The 16,501-nt window shown below is 73.4% G+C and carries 16 protein-coding genes and 1 tRNA gene; 9 read left to right on the forward strand and 8 right to left on the reverse strand.

From position 1 onward, the window contains the following. From GPA02_RS12080 to ssd, 4 genes are all read right to left on the reverse strand, one after another. Positions 1-263 (reverse strand): hypothetical protein (locus GPA02_RS12080; protein ID WP_204986601.1); only part of this gene is annotated, 263 nt, incomplete at its 3' end. After that, a complete protein-coding gene (locus GPA02_RS12085; RefSeq protein ID WP_156200324.1) occupies positions 260-1,024 on the reverse strand; it encodes a type II secretion protein F in 765 nt (254 codons plus the stop codon). The genes GPA02_RS12085 and GPA02_RS12080, both read right to left, overlap by 4 nt. Continuing rightward, complete coding sequence (locus tag GPA02_RS12090; RefSeq protein ID WP_156200326.1) at positions 1,024-2,151, reverse strand: TadA family conjugal transfer-associated ATPase; 1,128 nt, start codon at positions 2,149-2,151, stop codon at positions 1,024-1,026. The genes GPA02_RS12085 and GPA02_RS12090 overlap by 1 nt, the downstream gene beginning before the upstream one ends. Beyond that, positions 2,148-3,134, reverse strand: a complete 987-nt coding sequence (gene ssd, locus GPA02_RS12095) for a septum site-determining protein Ssd (RefSeq protein ID WP_162457767.1) — start codon at positions 3,132-3,134, stop codon at positions 2,148-2,150. The genes GPA02_RS12090 and ssd overlap by 4 nt, the downstream gene beginning before the upstream one ends. A gap of 505 nt (positions 3,135-3,639) precedes the next feature. On the opposite strand from ssd, the gene GPA02_RS12100 reads away from it, so the two are divergent. From GPA02_RS12100 to GPA02_RS12115, 4 genes are all read left to right on the forward strand, one after another. Continuing rightward, positions 3,640-4,713 (forward strand): hypothetical protein, encoded by a 1,074-nt coding sequence (locus GPA02_RS12100; RefSeq protein WP_156200329.1) that lies wholly within the window; start codon positions 3,640-3,642, stop codon positions 4,711-4,713. A 159-nt stretch (positions 4,714-4,872) separates the two neighbouring features. Continuing rightward, positions 4,873-6,876, forward strand: coding sequence for an acetate--CoA ligase (acs, locus tag GPA02_RS12105; protein WP_156200330.1), 2,004 nt, complete (start codon positions 4,873-4,875; stop codon positions 6,874-6,876). A gap of 77 nt (positions 6,877-6,953) precedes the next feature. Continuing rightward, complete coding sequence (locus GPA02_RS12110; RefSeq protein ID WP_240134020.1) at positions 6,954-7,868, forward strand: alpha/beta fold hydrolase; 915 nt, start codon at positions 6,954-6,956, stop codon at positions 7,866-7,868. Between the two features lie 90 nt (positions 7,869-7,958). After that, positions 7,959-8,636, forward strand: a complete 678-nt coding sequence (locus GPA02_RS12115) for a Crp/Fnr family transcriptional regulator (RefSeq protein ID WP_156200424.1) — start codon at positions 7,959-7,961, stop codon at positions 8,634-8,636. A gap of 74 nt (positions 8,637-8,710) precedes the next feature. On the opposite strand, the gene GPA02_RS12120 is transcribed toward GPA02_RS12115, so the two are convergent. The 3 genes from GPA02_RS12120 to GPA02_RS12125 are packed head-to-tail and all read right to left on the reverse strand — an operon-like array spanning position 8,711 to position 9,736. Continuing rightward, a complete protein-coding gene (locus GPA02_RS12120; protein ID WP_156200331.1) occupies positions 8,711-9,178 on the reverse strand; it encodes a RidA family protein in 468 nt (155 codons plus the stop codon). A 2-nt stretch (positions 9,179-9,180) separates the two neighbouring features. Beyond that, positions 9,181-9,336, reverse strand: coding sequence for a Sp36 family protein (locus GPA02_RS18945; RefSeq protein WP_170296843.1), 156 nt, complete (start codon positions 9,334-9,336; stop codon positions 9,181-9,183). 46 nt (positions 9,337-9,382) lie between these two features. Next, positions 9,383-9,736, reverse strand: coding sequence for a WhiB family transcriptional regulator (locus tag GPA02_RS12125; RefSeq protein ID WP_156200332.1), 354 nt, complete (start codon positions 9,734-9,736; stop codon positions 9,383-9,385). Between the two features lie 182 nt (positions 9,737-9,918). Here GPA02_RS12125 and GPA02_RS12130 point away from each other — a divergent pair, with 182 nt between their 5' ends. The 3 genes from GPA02_RS12130 to GPA02_RS12140 all read left to right on the forward strand — a co-directional run bounded on the left by GPA02_RS12130 (position 9,919) and on the right by GPA02_RS12140 (position 13,599). Continuing rightward, a complete protein-coding gene (locus GPA02_RS12130; RefSeq protein WP_156200333.1) occupies positions 9,919-12,444 on the forward strand; it encodes a penicillin-binding protein in 2,526 nt (841 codons plus the stop codon). 133 nt (positions 12,445-12,577) lie between these two features. Further along, positions 12,578-13,393 carry a metallophosphoesterase gene (locus GPA02_RS12135; RefSeq protein ID WP_240134021.1) on the forward strand — a complete coding sequence of 272 codons (816 nt, stop codon included), beginning with the start codon at positions 12,578-12,580 and terminating at the stop codon, positions 13,391-13,393. A 132-nt stretch (positions 13,394-13,525) separates the two neighbouring features. Beyond that, positions 13,526-13,599: transfer RNA gene (locus GPA02_RS12140), tRNA-Pro, on the forward strand. 62 nt (positions 13,600-13,661) lie between these two features. Here the strand turns inward: GPA02_RS12140 and GPA02_RS12145 are convergent. Further along, positions 13,662-14,828 (reverse strand): DDE-type integrase/transposase/recombinase, encoded by a 1,167-nt coding sequence (locus GPA02_RS12145; protein ID WP_156200335.1) that lies wholly within the window; start codon positions 14,826-14,828, stop codon positions 13,662-13,664. A 294-nt stretch (positions 14,829-15,122) separates the two neighbouring features. On the opposite strand from GPA02_RS12145, the gene GPA02_RS12150 reads away from it, so the two are divergent. After that, positions 15,123-15,611: an NUDIX hydrolase gene (locus tag GPA02_RS12150; protein ID WP_156200336.1), complete on the forward strand. Its 489-nt coding sequence runs from the start codon at positions 15,123-15,125 to the stop codon at positions 15,609-15,611. Positions 15,612-15,744: 133 nt separating this feature from the next. After that, the gene (locus GPA02_RS12155; RefSeq protein ID WP_156200338.1) at positions 15,745-16,479 is read left to right on the forward strand and encodes a VOC family protein; all 735 of its coding nucleotides are present in this window, start codon (positions 15,745-15,747) and stop codon (positions 16,477-16,479) included. The last annotated feature ends 22 nt before the right edge of the window (positions 16,480-16,501 follow it).

Below are 16,501 nucleotides of genomic sequence, written 5' to 3' on the forward strand. Positions count from 1 at the left end.
CGCGCGCCCTGCGTCGCGGGCAGCGCGGAGCCCACGGCCTCGACCGCGGCGACCACGCCGTGCCCGGCCGCGAGCGTCGCGCGCACGAGGTCGAGCACGACCGCGTCGTCGACCGGTGGGCCGCCGCGACCACGCCCGGCGGTGCGGCGCGGGGCTCGCGCGATCCTGGCCGTCGGCCACCACGGCAGCCACGCGAGCACCGCGAGCGCGAGCAGGGCCACCAGCACGTCCGGCTCGCCGGCGCCGACCGGCACCGGGCTCACCGCCCCGCCCGTTCGGCGTCGCGCAGCAGGAGCCGCACCCAGCGGCGGCCGAGCAGGAAGAGCGCCAGCCCGCCGACGAGGCAGAGACCACCGGGCCCGCCGCCGAGCAGCACCGCGACCGGGTCGGCTCCGAGGACCGCGCCGAGGCCGACGCCGGCGAGCGGCAGCCAGGCCAGCAGCCGCGCCGTGGCGCGCGGACCCGCCAGCGCGGCGCGGCGCAGGTTCTCGGCCTCGACGGTCTCCGCGATGCCGGCGACGACCACGTCGGCCACCTCCGCCAGCGGGGCCCCGGTGCGGGCCGACAGCCGGCAGGCGGCCGTCGCGGCCGCCACGTCCGGCCCGTCGCGGGCGCGCAGCCCACGGATCCGCCGTACCGCCGCGAGACCACCCGGCGGCGGCGACCGGCGTGGGTGGCCGAGCGCCACCGCCCCGCGGTACCCGGGAGCAGCGAGCCCGACGTCGTCGAGCTCGAGCGCCTCGACGAGCGGTGCCGCCCACGCCGGTCGCGGCTCCGGCAGCGCCCGCTGCCAGGCCTGGACCATCGGGCTCCCGGCACGCAGGCGTGCCGCGACCTCGACGAGCACCGCCGCGACGCTCGGCCGTGCGGGGCGGCGTATCCGCGCCACCAGCCCGCGGAGCGTCGCACCGCCCAGGCCTCGTCGCTGCCCACGGGGGCGCGTCGACGCCGCCCACGGCCGCCGACCGGGCACCGACAGCACCACGCCGGCGAGCACGAGCGCCAGCACGGCGGCGCCGCGCATCACCGGCTCCCTCGGTCGAGCACCGCGGCGAGCTGCTCCCACCCCTGCGCCGTCCGCAGCACGCCGGCGGCGTCGCGCTGCAGCGCCGGGACGCAGCGGACCGCGCCGTCGTCGCCGGTCAGCACCCCGACCTGGTCGAGCACGCGCCGGCCCTCGGCGTCGCGGCGCAGGTGCAGCACGGCGTCGATCGCGGCACGCGCCTGCAGCGCGACCACCTCGGGTCCCATCCCCGCGAGCGCGCCGAGCGCCGCCAGCCGTGCCGGCACGTCGTCCGCGGAGTTGGCGTGCACGGTCGCCCAGCCGCCGTCGTGACCGGTGTTGAGTGCTCCCAGCACCTCCCGGACCTCCCCGCCGCGGCACTCCCCCAGCACGAGCCGGTCCGGTCGCATCCGCATCGCCGCGCGGACGAGCACGTCGAGCCCGATGCCGCCGGCGCCCTGCACGTTGGGGCGCCGGACCTGCAGGTGGACGACGTGCGGGTGCGTCGGCACCAGCTCCGCGGCCTCCTCGATGACGACGATGCGCTCGTCGGGCGGCACCAGCGACAGCACCGACGCCAGCAGCGAGGTCTTCCCCGACCCGGTGGCACCGCTGACGAGGACGTTGGCGCGCACCTCGACGAGCCGGTGCAGGACCGCCTCGCCCGTCGCGTCCAGGAAGCCGAGCCCGCGCAGGTCGGCGAGCGTGAACGCGCGGCGCCGCAGCGTGCGCAGGCTGATGTGGGCGCCCTCGGCCGCGACCGGGGCGAGCACCGCGTGCAGCCGGGTGCCGTCGGGGAGCCGGCCGTCCACGACCGGCACCGCGTCGTCGAGACGCTGCGCCGCCAGCGTCGCGAGCCGGGTCGCGAGCGCCCGCGGGTCCGCCACCCGTTCCTCGGCCCGCTCCAGCCCCGCACCGCGATCGACCCAGACGTCGCCCGCGCCGTTGACGAGGACGTCGGTGATCGTCGGGTCGTCCAGCAGCGGCTGCAGCAGGGTCCCCGCGCCGTGCAGCTCGGCCCGGGCGCTGCGTGCGAGGTCGAGACGCGCCGCGTCGCCGGGTCCGCTGGTGCGCACCGCCCGCCCCAGGTCGGGCCCGTCCACCAGCTGCGAGCGCAGCGTCGCCACCGCCGCCTGCGCCGCGCTCATCGCAGGTCCAGCTCGGCCACGAGCCGCCGGGCGCACCGCGCGAGCGGCCCGCGCCTTCGGTCGCCCGGCGCCACACCGCGCTCGAGCGCCGAGGCGAGCCCGCGCTCGGGCACCATCGCGTGCAGCAGCGGCAGCCCGGCCGCCGCCGCGACGTCCTCGGGACCGATGCCACCCGGGGCCGGGCCGCGTGTCACCAGGCGTCGGTCGAGGCCGGTGAGCGCGTGCGCCAGGTGCTGCGCGCCGCCGACCGCGGTCAGGTCGCAGGTCGCGACGACCACCACCGTGTCGCACCACCGCGTGCCGATCTCGCCCGGCCGGGCCGCCGCCCGCGGCAGGTCGAGGACGACGACGTCGAGCGCGTCGGCCAGCGCGGCGAGCGCGTGCTCCACGGGTGGGGCGGTCGTCGTGCGCAGGTCGGCCGACAGCAGCCGCACCCCGCGCCAACGCGGCAGCGCCGCGGCCAGGTCGGCCGGGGTGAAGCCGGACCGTTCCTCGACGAGGTCGGACCAGCGCAGCCCCGCCTCGTGCTCGGCGCCGACGAGCACGTCGATGCCGCCGCCGTCGAGGTCGAGGTCGACGAGACCCGGCGCGAGCCCGGCATCGGCGCAGGCCCGTGCCAGCACCGCCGCCAGCGTCGAGGCGCCAGCGCCGCCCCGCGCCCCGACCACGCCGACGACGCGTGCCCGTCGGGTCGTCGTCACCGCACGGACCCGGGTGAGCAGCTCCTCCGCGGTGTCGGGCAGCACGAGGCACCGTGCGCCGTCGGGCGCCGTCACGGCGTGGTCGACGGCGACCCACGCGAACCGCCTGCCAGGTCGGCGCCAGTCCGGGTCGGCGGGCCCGACCTCCGACGCGCTGTCCAGCACCAGGGCCGCCTCAGGAGGGCGCGCTCCCGCCGGGTGCACGCTCAGCGGCAGGTCCGCGAGCGCGACCACCGATCGCACGGCGTCGACCATCGCAGGGTCCGAGGAACGCAGCGCCACCGCCGCACCTGACATCGCCGACCTCCTGTCCGTCGTGCTGTCCGTCGTGTCCCGGCAGGGTGGCCCGAGCCGTCCACGCCACGCGGCGGGGCGACCCCGCTGCTGTGGACGGGACGGCAGCACGAGGGTCCTGTGGACGGCCTCGTTGTGGACGGCGGTGGACCACGCGGACCCACGGCCCGCTCGTCAGCTCGGACCCCCGATCTGCTTCACAAACCACGCCGGAAGGAGTAGACATGGAGTACAACTTCATTCCGGTCGTGGGAACCCACGCGCGAACGGTCCACGAATAGGACTGGGCGACCGGGCACAGCCCGTAGCGACCCACATCAACGTGTGCACGCTTGCTAACCCACGACCGGCTTGAGGTCGATGACGGCGCCGTGAGGCGCCGTCATTGCGTGCGGGCCGCGGTCGATCTGCCACCGCCGCCGCACGGCGTGCCACCCGGGCTGTCGGGGAGCCGGTCGATACCGTAGAGCGTCCGCTACAGCTGGGAGAACCGATGAGCACCGACGCGCGCCCCAACGGCTCCGACGACGACCGCACCAGCCGCCTCGACGAGGGTGTCGACGACCCCGAGCGCGAGGTGACCTCCGAGGGCGTCGACGAGCCCGGTCCCGCCACGTCCAGCGAGCCGGCTCCTGCTGCCGGTCCCCTCGACGCCGCCGCGGCCCCGGCCGCCGAGCCGGTCGCCGAGAGCACCCCGCCCGCCGCCGACCGCTCGCTCGACGAGACCCACGTCGCCGCGATCCCGGCGCAGCGCCGCGACGGTTTCGAGGAGGTCGACGGCGGCGACACGGTGCCCCCGGAGCGCACCGAGTACGTCCCGACCGAGGACGAGGACGAGGCGCTGCGCGAGGAGCGCGCGCGCCGCTTCGGGCGCCCCCGCCCCGAGCCTGTCGAGACCAGCACCGAGCCCGAGGAGCGCACCACGGCCGCGGTGCCGCTGGCCGCCGCGGGCGCGGGCGCGGTCGCCACCGTCGGCGAGCCCGCCGAGGAGACCGGCACCACCCGCACGATGCCGACCACCACCGGGCGGACCGCGACCGAGGGCGGCGAGGACGACCCGTTCAAGGACTTCGACGACGGCCCGAGCTCGCGCGCCGCCGCGCACTGGTGGAGCCTGCTGATCGCGATCGTGTTCGTGCCTGTCGGCTGGTACCTCGTGACCGACGGCGGCGAGCGCCTCAACTTCAACCTCGTCAACGGCGGCCCGTTCAACATCGCGGCACCGATCGAGCTCGCGGCCGGCGTGCTCTGCCTGTTCTTCGTGCTGCTGGCGACCCGCTGGTCGTCGGTGGGCGCGATCGTCGTCGGCACCGTCGGGGCGCTGGCCGGCATCGCGTTCATCGTCTTCCACGAGCAGGCGATGGAGCTGATCACCGAGTACCAGGGCGTGCTCGTGCAGGGGCTGCGCCAGCTCGGCCAGAACGTCGTCGACCATCTCGTCGCCGATCTGCGGACCGGCCGCACCGCCGTCTACGGGATCGTGCTGATCATGGCCGGCGTCATCTCGCACGGCGCCCGCCGGCAGGGCCGCCGCGAGGAGCGCCGCCGCGCCGCGCTCGGCGCCTGACGTCACCACGAGGGCGACGGCGACCCCCGCCACCGGGGGCGCCGTCGCCCTCGTCCGTCCGTCGGGCCGAGTGGTGAGCGGCTGTCGGACGGGATGCGGCGAAGGTTCTAGGCTGTGCCCGGAGTCCCGGACCCACCGATGTCGCTGGAGGATCGAACGATGACCGACCCGAGCTCGCCGGCCCTGGAGAACCTGCTCCACGAGGAGCGGCGGTTCCCGCCCTCGCCGGAGTTCGCGGCGCAGGCGAACGCCACCGCGGTTATGTACGACGAGGCCGCAGCGGACAGGCTGGAGTTCTGGGCCACGCAGGCGCGGGAGCTGCTGACCTGGTCGACGCCGTTCACCGAGACCCTCGACTGGAGCAACGCGCCGTTCGCGCGCTGGTTCGGCGACGGCCGTCTCAACGCGGCCTACAACGCGGTCGACCGGCACGTCGAGGCCGGCCACGGCGACCGGGTCGCGATCCACTTCGAGGGCGAGCCGGGCGACACCCGCACGATCACCTACGCCGACCTGCAGCGCGAGGTCAGCAAGACCGCCAACGCGCTCGGCGAGCTCGGCGTCAGCACCGGCGACCGGGTCGCGATCTACCTGCCGATGATCCCGGAGGCCGCGATCGCGATGCTCGCGTGCGCGCGCATCGGGGCGACCCACTCGGTCGTGTTCGGCGGGTTCTCGGCCGAGGCGCTGCACAGCCGCATCACCGACGCCGAGGCGACGCTGGTCATCACCGCCGACGGCGGGCACCGCCGCGGCAAGCCGAGCGCGCTCAAGCCCGCCGTCGACGAGGCGCTCAGCAAGGGCGACACCCCGGTGAAGCACGTGCTGGTCGTGCGGCGCACGGGTCAGGACGTCGAGTGGACCGAGGGCCGCGACGTCTGGTGGCACGACGTCGTCGGGGCCGCCTCCGAGGAGCACGAGCCTGTCGCGGTGGAGGCCGAGCACCCGCTGTTCATCCTCTACACCTCCGGCACGACCGGGAAGCCGAAGGGCATCCTGCACACCACCGGCGGCTACCTCACGCAGTCGGCGTTCACGCACAAGTACGTGTTCGACCTCAAGCCCGAGTCCGACGTGTACTGGTGCACCGCCGACGTCGGCTGGGTCACCGGGCACAGCTACATCGTCTACGGGCCGCTCGTGAACGGCGCCACCCAGGTGATGTACGAGGGCACCCCGGACACCCCGGACAAGGGCCGCTGGTGGGACATCGTGCAGAAGTACGGCGTCACGATCCTCTACACCGCGCCCACCGCGATCCGCACGGTCATGAAGTGGGGCGAGGCGATCCCGAACGGCTACGACCTGTCGTCGCTGCGGCTGCTGGGGTCGGTCGGCGAGCCGATCAACCCGGAGGCGTGGGTCTGGTACCGGCGCGTCATCGGCGGCGACCGCACCCCGGTCGTCGACACGTGGTGGCAGACCGAGACCGGCGCGATCATGATCTCGCCGCTGCCGGGCGTCACCGCGGCCAAGCCCGGCTCGGCGCAGACCCCGCTGCCCGGCATCAGCGCCTCGGTGTGGGACGACACCGGAGCACCGGTGGGCCCTGGCGGCGGCGGGTACCTCGTGCTCGACGAGCCGTGGCCGTCGATGCTGCGCGGCATCTGGGGCGACGACGAGCGGTTCAAGGAGACCTACTGGTCGCGGTTCCCGGGCGTGTACTTCGCCGGTGACGGCGCCAAGTACGACGAGGACGGCGACATCTGGCTGCTCGGTCGCGTCGACGACGTCATGAACGTCTCGGGGCACCGGCTGTCGACGACGGAGATCGAGTCGGCGCTCGTGTCGCACCCCTACGTCGCCGAGGCCGCGGTCGTCGGCGCGAGCGACGACACCACCGGCCAGGCGGTCGTCGCGTTCGTCATCCTGCGCGGCGACGTCATCGAGGCGGCCGACGCGACGGCGTCCGAGGAGGACAACGCCGCCATCGCCGCCGAGCTGCGCAACCACGTCGCCAAGGAGATCGGGCCGATCGCCAAGCCGCGCTCGATCCTCGTGGTGAACGAGCTGCCCAAGACCCGCTCGGGCAAGATCATGCGCCGGCTGCTGCGCGACGTCGCCGAGAACCGCCCGGTGGGCGACGTCACCACGCTCGCCGACTCCTCGGTCATGAACCTCATCCAGGCCGGGATGTCCGGGGGCAGCACCTCGGAGGACTGAGCCTCCCGACCCACGCACCGGCCGCCGCGCCGACCGTCCGACGACGGCGGCGCGAGCGGCCGGTAGCGTGGTGCGCCGTGACCGTCGATCCCGCGATCGTGCGCCCCCCGGGGCCGTGGACGCACCGCATGGTGGCCGCCAACGGCGGCCGCTTCCACGTCGCGGTGACCGGGCCCGACGACGCCGACGCGCCGCTGGTCGTGCTGCTGCACGGCTTCCCGCAGCTGTGGTGGGCCTGGCGGCACCAGCTGGTCGCGCTCGGCGAGGCCGGGTTCCGCGCGGCCGCGATGGACCTGCGCGGCTACGGCGCCTCCGACAAGCCGCCGGGCGCCTACGACCTCCCGACGCTGACCGCCGACGTGGCGGGCGTGATCCGCTCGCTCGGGGCGAGCTCCGCCGTCGTCGTCGGTCAGGGTCTCGGCGGGCAGGTGGCCTGGACGCTGCCGTCGCTCGACGCGCGCGCGGTGCGTGCGATCGGGGTGCTGGGCGCCCCGCACCCGCTCCACCTCGTCGCGGCGGGCCGGGCCGCGGCGCCGACGCGCACGCTGCTGCGGCTGGCCCAGTTCCAGGTGCCGTGGTTCCCCGAGCGGGCGATGACCCGAGGCGACCTCGTCGCGCGGCTGCTGGACGCGTGGTCGGCGCCCGGGTGGTCGTGCCCCGACGTCGACCTGTACACGCAGGCGGCGCGGCTGCCGTTCGCCGCGCACAGCCAGATGGAGCAGCTGCGCTGGCTCGTGCGGTCGCGGCCCCGGCCCGACGGTCGCCGCTTCCTCGAGCTGGTCGAGCAGCCCGTGAGCGTGCCGGTGCTGTCGTTGCACGGGCGCCTCGACGGCAACCTGCCGCCCCGCGCGTGCCGCCGCGACGGCGCGATGGTGAGCGCGAGCTACCGTCGCGTCCTGGTCGACGGCGCGGGGCACTTCCTTCCCGAGGAGGCGCCCGAGGAGGTCACCCAGCTGCTGCTGACATGGCTGCGGAGCCTCACGCTCGACTGAGCGTGGCGGGCACGGGGCCCGCCCAGACCTGGCAGACTGTGGCACATCTCACAGGCACATCTGATTCACGACATGGAGGGGACGCCCGGTATGGACGAGGCCGTCATTCGCAGCTCACCACTGTTCTCTGAGCTGAGCGACCAGGGCTACCTGGCGATCCGCGAGCGGATGACGGAGCTGACCTACCGGCGCGGCGAGGAGATCTTCCACGAGGGCTCCCCCGGCGACAAGCTCTTCGTCATCGGCGCCGGCAAGGTCAAGCTCGGCCACATGGCGCCGGACGGCCGCGAGCACCTGCTCGCGATCCTCGGCCCGGGCGAGATCCTCGGCGAGGTGTCGCTGTACGACCCGGGTGCGCGCACCGCGACCGCGACCGCGCTCGCGAAGACGTCGCTGGTCGCGCTGCAGCACTCCGACCTGCTGCGCGTGCTCGACGCCCGCCCGGAGATCTCCCAGCACCTGCTGCGCTCGCTCGCGCAGCGGCTGCGCCGCACCAACGCGGCGATGGCGGACCTCATCTTCTCCGACGTGCCCGGCCGCGTCGCGAAGGCGCTGCTCGACCTGGGCCGCCGGTTCGGTCAGCAGACCGACGCCGGTCTGCGCGTGACGCACGACCTCACGCAGGAGGAGCTCGCCCAGCTGGTCGGTGCCACCCGCGAGACCGTCAACAAGTCGCTGGCGGAGTTCAGCAACCGCGGCTGGCTGCAGCTGGACGGTCGCTCGGTGATCCTGCTCGACATCGAGCGGCTGCGCCGCCGGGCGCGCTGACCCGCACGCACGACGAGGGCCCGCCGTCGGCGCCGTGAGCGGCGCGGACGGCGGGCCCGTTCGTCGTGGGGCGCTCAGGCCAGCTGGAAGGTGACCTCGACCTCGACGGGCGCGTCCAGCGGCAGCGCTGCGACGCCGACGGCGGAGCGGGCGTGCACACCGGCGTCGCCGAAGATCTCCTGCAGCGCGTCGGAGGCGCCGTTGACCACGCCCGGCTGGCCCGTGAACGACGGGTCGGAGGCGACGAACCCGACCACCTTGACGACGCGCGCGAGCCGGTCGACGCCGCCGGCGGCGGACGCGGCGGCCGCGACCGCGTTGAGCGCGCACAGGCGCGCCAGCCCGGCGGCGTCGGCGGCCGGGACGTGCCCGGCCCCGTCGCCGACCTTGCCGGTCGCCGCCAGCGCGCCGTCGACCATCGGCAGCTGACCCGAGGTCATCACCAGGTCACCGATGGTGACCGCCGGGACGTACGACGCGACCGGCGGGACGACGTCGGGCAGCTCGATGCCGAGCTCGGCGAGCCGCTGCGAGACCGCCACGGTCACGCCTTCGGTCGCTTGAGGTAGGCGACGAGCCCCTGCCCGTCGGGGCCCGGCACCACCTGCACGAGCTCCCAGCCGTCGGCGCCCCAGGTGTCGAGGATCGCCTTGGTGTTGTGGATCATCAGGGGGATGGTCGCGTACTCCCAGGTCGTCATGGACCGATCCTAGGCGGGGCGGGAGCGAGCACCGGCGGGGCCGGCCTCAGCTCACCGCCCGCTCGCGCTGCTCGCGGCGCGCGGGCTTGGGCACCGGCCACCGCTGCGAGATCAGCTCGTTGATGTGGTCCCGGTCGAGGTCGGCGAGCGTCGCGCGCCAGGACTCGACCGACGGCGCCCGGCGCAGCAGCGCGCGACGCTCACGCTCGGTCATGCCACCCCAGACACCGAACTGGATCCGGTTGTCCAGGGCGTCGACGAGGCACTCCAGCCGGACGGGGCACCCGAAGCAGATCTCGCGGGCCTGCCGCTGCGCGGCGCCCTGCACGAAGAGGTCGTCCGGCGATCGTCCTGCGCACGCAGCCCTGGCCGTCCAGCTCTCGTCGTACGTCGTTGACATTCCGACCTCCCGAACTGCGGGACCAGCGCCTTCGCTGGTACCTAGGTGACCGCTCTTGGAATGTAGACCGAAGTGCGGTGTTACGCAAAGGTCGGCTCTGGGGTAGGTCACGCCTCCCCCTGCGGAGGGCGGCGCGCGGCACACTCCCTGGCCCTCTCAGCCGCGGAACGTAGGATGCCGACATGACTTCGCCCCCTCGTCGTGCGTCCGGGCGCTCCGTCAACGTCGCACAGCTCATCTCGCTGTTCCTCGCGTTCCTCATGGTCGCGGGGGTCGGTGGCGTGCTCTCGGCAGGGTTCGCGATGCCGCTGGTCGCCGCCGTCGGCGCCACCACGCAGGCCGGCATCGACACCTTCGAGGACCTCGACACCGAGATCGGCGACCTGACGCTGTCGGAGCGCAGCGTGATCCGGTACAGCGACCGCTCGGTGATGGCGACGTTCTACTCCGAGGACCGCATCGTCGTCCCGCTGGAGCAGATCGACGAGGACGTCCGCAACGCGGTGATCGCGACCGAGGACAAGCGCTTCTACGAGCACGGCGCGGTCGACCCCGAGGGCATCTTCCGCGCGCTCATCAACATCCTCTCCGGCGCCAGCTTCGAGGGCGGCTCGACGCTCACCCAGCAGTACGTGAAGAACGTGCTGCTCGAGCAGGCCCGCGTCGCCGAGGACCCCGAGGCGATGGCCGCGGCGACCGCGCCGACGATCGGCCGCAAGCTCCGCGAGGCGAAGCTCGCGATCGCGCTCGAGCAGACCTACACCAAGGACCAGATCCTCGAGGGCTACCTCAACATCGCCCAGTTCGGCCCGTCGCAGTACGGCGTCGAGGCCGCGGCCCGGTACTTCTTCTCGAAGCGCGCGAACAAGCTGAACATCGGCGAGGCCGCGCTGCTGGCGGGCATCACGCAGGCTCCCGCACGGTGGAACCCGATCACGAACCCGGAGAACGCCTTCAACCGGCGCAACACGGTGCTGATGCTCATGGAGCAGCAGGGCTTCATCACGCCGGAGCAGTACGACACCTGGAGCAAGGTCCCGATCGAGGACATGCTCGACGTCCGCAAGATCCCGCCGACGTGCGCGACCGCGAAGGTGTCGGCGTACTTCTGCGAGTACGTGGTCAACACGATCCTGCAGAGCCCCGAGTACGGCGAGACCAAGGCCGAGCGGGTGCAGCTGCTGCTGCGCGGCGGCCTGGACATCACCACGACCATCAACCGCCACCTGCAGTCGGAGGGGTGGCACGCCCTGGTCGACGCCGTCCCGGTCGACGACTCGTCGGGGGTATCCAACGCGATCTCCACGGTCGAACCGGGCACGGGGCGCATCCTCGCGATGGTGCAGAACACGCCGTACGGCAACGGCGACCAAGAGGGCGACCCCAAACGCACGACCAAGCTGAACTTCAACGCCGACGCCGCGTACGGCGGCGCGATCGGCTTCCAGACCGGCTCCACCTTCAAGGCCTTCGTGCTGGCGGCGTGGCTGGAGGCGGGCAACTCGCTGATGGATGTCGTCGACGGCTCCCAGGGTCAGCACTTCCCACGGTCGTCGTGGAACTACGACGGCTGCGACCTCGGCGCGCACGCGGCCGACTACGACCCCAAGAACATCGAGGGCATCGGCACCGGCCCGATGACGGTGCTGAAAGCCACCGAGGACTCGGTGAACACCGCCTTCGTCAACATGGCGAACCAGCTCAACCAGTGCGACCTGTTCGACCTGACGCAGCGGCTCGGCCTGCACGTGGGGTCCGGGGTCGACGCGCAGTACGGGCTGCCGCTCGTGCCGAGCCCGTCGTGGACGCTGGGTGCGAACAACATCGCACCCCTGACGATGGCGGCCGCGTTCGCGGCGTTCGCGGCGAACGGCGTCTTCTGCAAGCCGGTCGCCCTCGAGTCGATCGAGACCAAGGACGGCGAGCAGCTGCCGGTCCCCGACGCCGAGTGCAACCAGGCGCTGAAGCCGGAGATCGCGGCCACCGTGACCTATGCGCTGAGCCGGGTCGTGTCGACCCCGGGCGCCACGGGCAACGCGGCCAGCCTCGGCAACCGCCCGGTCGCCGGCAAGACCGGCACCGCCAACGACGACACCGCGGCCTGGTTCGTCGGCTACACGCCGCAGCTCTCGACGGCGGTGTGGAACGGCTTCTCCGAAGGCCTCAAGCCGATGATGAACATCACCATCAACGGCACGTACTACAGCCTCGTCTACGGCGGGAAGTTCGCGGCGCCGATCTGGCACGACTACATGAGCGGCGCCGTCGAACGCCTCGACCTGCCGCCGACGAAGTTCCCCGACCCGAACGACAAGCTGGTCTACGGCGAGCGCAAGTGGGTGCCGAACGTCAGCAACATGAGCGTCGACCAGGCCACGCAGACGCTGCAGAACGCCGGCTTCCAGACGCGGGAGGGCTCCTCCGAGGAGCACGAGAGCGTCAACGAGGGCAACGTGATCCGCACCCAGCCCGGTGCGGGCTCGCTGCAGACCCAGGGCAGCGTGATCACCCTGATCACGAGCTCCGGCCCGCCACCGGACGACGATGACGACGACCGCGGTGATCGCGACGACCGCGACGACCGCGGTGATCGCGACGACCGGGACGATCGGGGTGACCGAGGCCCCGGTGGCGGCGGTGGTCCTGGCGGCGGTGGGGGCGGCAACGGCCCCGGCGGTGGGAACGGCCCCGGCGGCGGCGACCGGTGACCCCTGACGCCGCGCCGAAGGTGCGCACCTGAACCGGTGGGCGCGCGGCGCCGCTCTCGCGGCCGCCGCGGGTGCCGCAGGGCTGAGCTGGGCGCTGGTCGAGGCGCACGCGTTCGTGCTCCGGCGTGTCACCGTGCCGGTGCTGCCTGCCGGCGCGGACCCGATGCGGGTGCTGCACATCTCCGACCTGCACCTGACCCCGGGTCAGCAGGACAAGGTGGCGTGGGTGCGCTCGCTCGCCGAGACCGAGCCGCACCTGGTCGTCAACACCGGTGACAACCTCGCGCACCCGGCCTCGCTGCCGGTGCTGCTGCGGGCGTTGTCCCCGCTGCTGGACACCCCGGGCGTGTTCACGCTGGGCTCGAACGACTACTTCGCGCCCCAGCTGCGCAACCCGGCCCGGTACCTGCTGCCGGACTCGCGCACCCCGGGCAGCCACGAGGCCGCGCCCGACCTGCCCGGCCGGGAGCTGCGCGCCGCGCTGATCGAGCGCGGCTGGGCGGATCTCGCCAACGCGCGCGCGGTGCTCGACGTCGACGGGCGCCGGGTGAGCGTCGTCGGCGCGGCGGACGCGCACATGGACCTCGACGAGGTGCCCCCGGCCCGCGCGGTGGACCGGCCCGACGACGCCGTGGCGCACCTGGGGGTGACGCACGCCCCCTACCAGCGGGTGCTCGAGGCGTTCCGGGCCGACGGCGTCGACCTCACGCTCGCGGGCCACACGCACGGCGGGCAGCTGTGCCTGCCGGTGTGGGGTGCGCTCACGACGAACTGCGACCTCGACACCCGCCGCGCGAAAGGCCTGCACGGCTGGCCCGGCGCGCGGCCGGACGAGGACCCGGGCTCGATGTGGTTGCACGTGAGCGCCGGCCTGGGCACGAACCCGTACACGCCGGTGCGCTTCTTCTGCCGCCCCGAGGCGACGCTGCTCACGCTCGTCCCCCGCTGAGCTGGCCGATGACGGTCCGCGGGGACGGGCGCGGCGGGGTTGTCCGGAGGTGCGCCTCGGGGTTCGAGTGGTGCCCGTCACACGCCGGTTTCAGGGTGGGGCTCGGACTCCGCTATCCTGTCCAGGCTGCTCCGGGGTGTGGCGCAGCTTGGTAGCGCGCTTCGTTCGGGACGAAGAGGCCGCAGGTTCAAATCCTGTCACCCCGACACTGTGATGTCTCACGACATCCCGGACGCCCGAACCCACGGACTGTGGGTTCGGGTGTTCGTCATTTTCGGGGTTGTGGCTGGTAGTCGCGGTCGGGCTCGATGGTGAGCTCGCGCAGGATCTCGCCGGTGGTGGCGTTGATGACGCGGACGTGGAGGTCTTGGGCCAGGATCAGGACGCGGGTTCGGTTGTGGGTTCGGCCGATGCCGATGTGGTGCAGGCGGCCGGTCACGCGCAGGGTGACGGTGCCGCCGGTGTCGACGACATCTTCGCGGACGCGTTCGTGGCTGGTGGCGGGCTGGCTGGTGTCGGGTGTGCTCTTGGGCAGGGTGTCGTAGAGGGCGGCCGGGACGGCCTGGTTCGGCAGCGAGCGGTGGCCGCGTTCGTGGTTGTAGATCTGGGCGAAGCGATCCAGCAGCGCCTGCAGGTCGGTCAGCGTGGCGGGCTGGTCGGGTTGGGCGCGCAGCCATCGTTTGAGGGTCTGCTGGAAGCGTTCGACCTTGCCCTGGGTCTGCGGGTGGCCGCCGCGGCCGTTGATCTGGGTGATGTGCCAGGTCGCGAGCAGGGCTTCGAAGCCGTTGCGGCCGGGATGGCCGGAGAACCGGGTGGTGAAGACCATGCCGTTGTCGGTCAACGTGCTCGCGGGGCGTCCGTGCTGGTCACAGGCGGCGCGGAAGGCGGCGATCACGGCCGGGGTGGACACCCGGACATGAGCGGTCAGGCTGATGGCGTAGCGGGTGCAGTCATCGATCCAGCACAAGATCTCGACCTCGGTGCCGTCGGCGAGGCGGTAGTGGGTGAAGTCGGCCTGCCAGCACTGGTTGGGCAGCTCGGCGGCGAAGCGGACGTAACTGGACTTGGGGCGCTTCTTGGGTGTCGGGACCACCAGCACTTCCCGGACCAGGATCCGGTGGATAGTGGCGCGGGAGATCTCGATGCGGTGGGTCTGGGACAGGTGCCAGCGGATCGATTCCGCGCCGGCATCCAGGCCCTGCGAGCTCAGCTGGGCGCGGATCGTGGCGATCAGCTGCGCCCGGGCCGGGCTAGTGGCGTTCGGGTTCGACACCGGCCGCTGTGAGCGTGGCTGGAAGGCGGCCTCGCCCTCGGCTCGGTAGCGGGCCAGCAACTCATAGATCCAGGAACGAGCAACCCCATAATCGGCAGCGACCTGGGCGACAGAGCGGTTCTGAACGGTGACAGCGGTAATGACCAGACGCGCCTTCGACATCCCCGAACGCTGACGCCCCACCGTCCACCATGTCCTGAGACATCAGTCCGGGATGACGCGAGACACCTGTCCGGGATGTCCTGAACCAGCACACTGTCACCCCGACACACGAGAAACCGCCCGGCGAAGCCGAGGCGGTTTCTCGTTGTCGGGGCTGCACAGGATGCTGGGAGCCGGAGCGCCCCGCGAGGGACGAGCGGGTCGCGACGGCGGCTCCTGTCACCCCGACAGCCCCCACGGACGCTCCCCGTCCCCAGGTCCCTCACACCACGCCACCCGTGGCAGCATGGCGGGATGCCGATCCCGCCGTTCGTCGCTGCGCTGCGAGAGAAGGTCGGTACCGACCTGCTGTGGCTGCCGGGTGTCACCGCCGTCGTGCTCGACGACGAGGAGCGCGTGCTGCTGACGCAGCGCTCCGACAGCGGCCAGTGGGCGCTGGTGTCGGGGATCCTCGAACCGGGCGAGGAGCCCGCGCACGCGATGGTGCGCGAGATCAAGGAGGAGACCGGCGTCGACGCGGTGGTCGACGGGCTCGCCGCGGTCATGGTGCTCGAGCCCATGCAGTACCCGAACGGCGACCGGTCGCAGTACCTCGACCTCATCTTCGTGTGCCGCGCGACCGGCGGCGAGGCGCACCCGGGCGACGACGAGTCGATCGCGGTGGGCTGGTTCGCCGTCGACGACCTGCCCGAGGGCACCGGCCACCACACCGAGGAGCGCCTCGCCGAGGTCGCCGCGTTCCGCGCGAACCCGGCCGCGGGAGCCCGCTTCGCCCGGCCCTGACGCCCGGCGCGCCCGCCACCCACTCACCCCACGCCGTCGACATCGAGGTTCTGGGTCGAGATCGAGGAAACATCTCCTCGATCTCGACCCAGATCCTCGATCTCGGCGACGGGGCCGCGGGCAGACTGAGCCCGTGACCACCCCCGTCTGGTACGACCTGTTCCTCGACGTGCCCCGCGACGGCTGGCAGGCCTCGGTCGCGTTCTGGTCGGCGGCGGCGCGGCTGACGCCGTCGCCCACGCGCGGCGAGGACGGCCAGTTCCTCACCCTCCTCCCCGCAGCCGGAACCTCCTGCGTGCGCATGCAGGCGATCGACGGCGGCCCGCGCGTCCACCTCGACGTCGCCTCCCACGACCGCGACGCGCTGCTGCGGCGCGCCCTGGACCTCGGCGCCACGGAGGCGTGGCGCTACGAGGACGTGCCGGTGCTGCGCTCCCCCGGCGGGTTGCTCTTCTGCCTCACGCTCGCCGAGCCCGGGCCACGCCTGGAGCGCCCCGCCGACCTCGTCCTCGACCAGGTCTGCCTCGACATCCCACCCCGGCTGTGGGACGCGGAGGTGGCGTTCTGGCAGCGGCTCAGCGGTCGCGGCATCACGACCGGGCGCGCCGACCACTTCGCGCGGCTGGTCGACCCCGACCCCGCCGGCGGGCTCCGGTTCCTGCTGCAGCGGCTCGGCGAGGACCGTCCGACCGTCTCCGCCCACGCCGACCTCGCGGTCACCGACAGGCCCGCGGAGGTCGCGCGCCACCGCGGGCTGGGCGCCGAGCAGGTCGCCGAGCACGAGGCGTGGACGATCATGCGCGCGCCCGATGGGCACGTCTACTGCCTCACCGACCGCGACCCCGCGACCGGTCACCCGCTCCCCTGAGGCCCCGCCGCACCGCACCGGC

It is taken from the genome of Actinotalea caeni, assembly GCF_009733795.1.
Lineage (GTDB): Bacteria > Actinomycetota > Actinomycetes > Actinomycetales > Beutenbergiaceae > Pseudactinotalea > Pseudactinotalea caeni.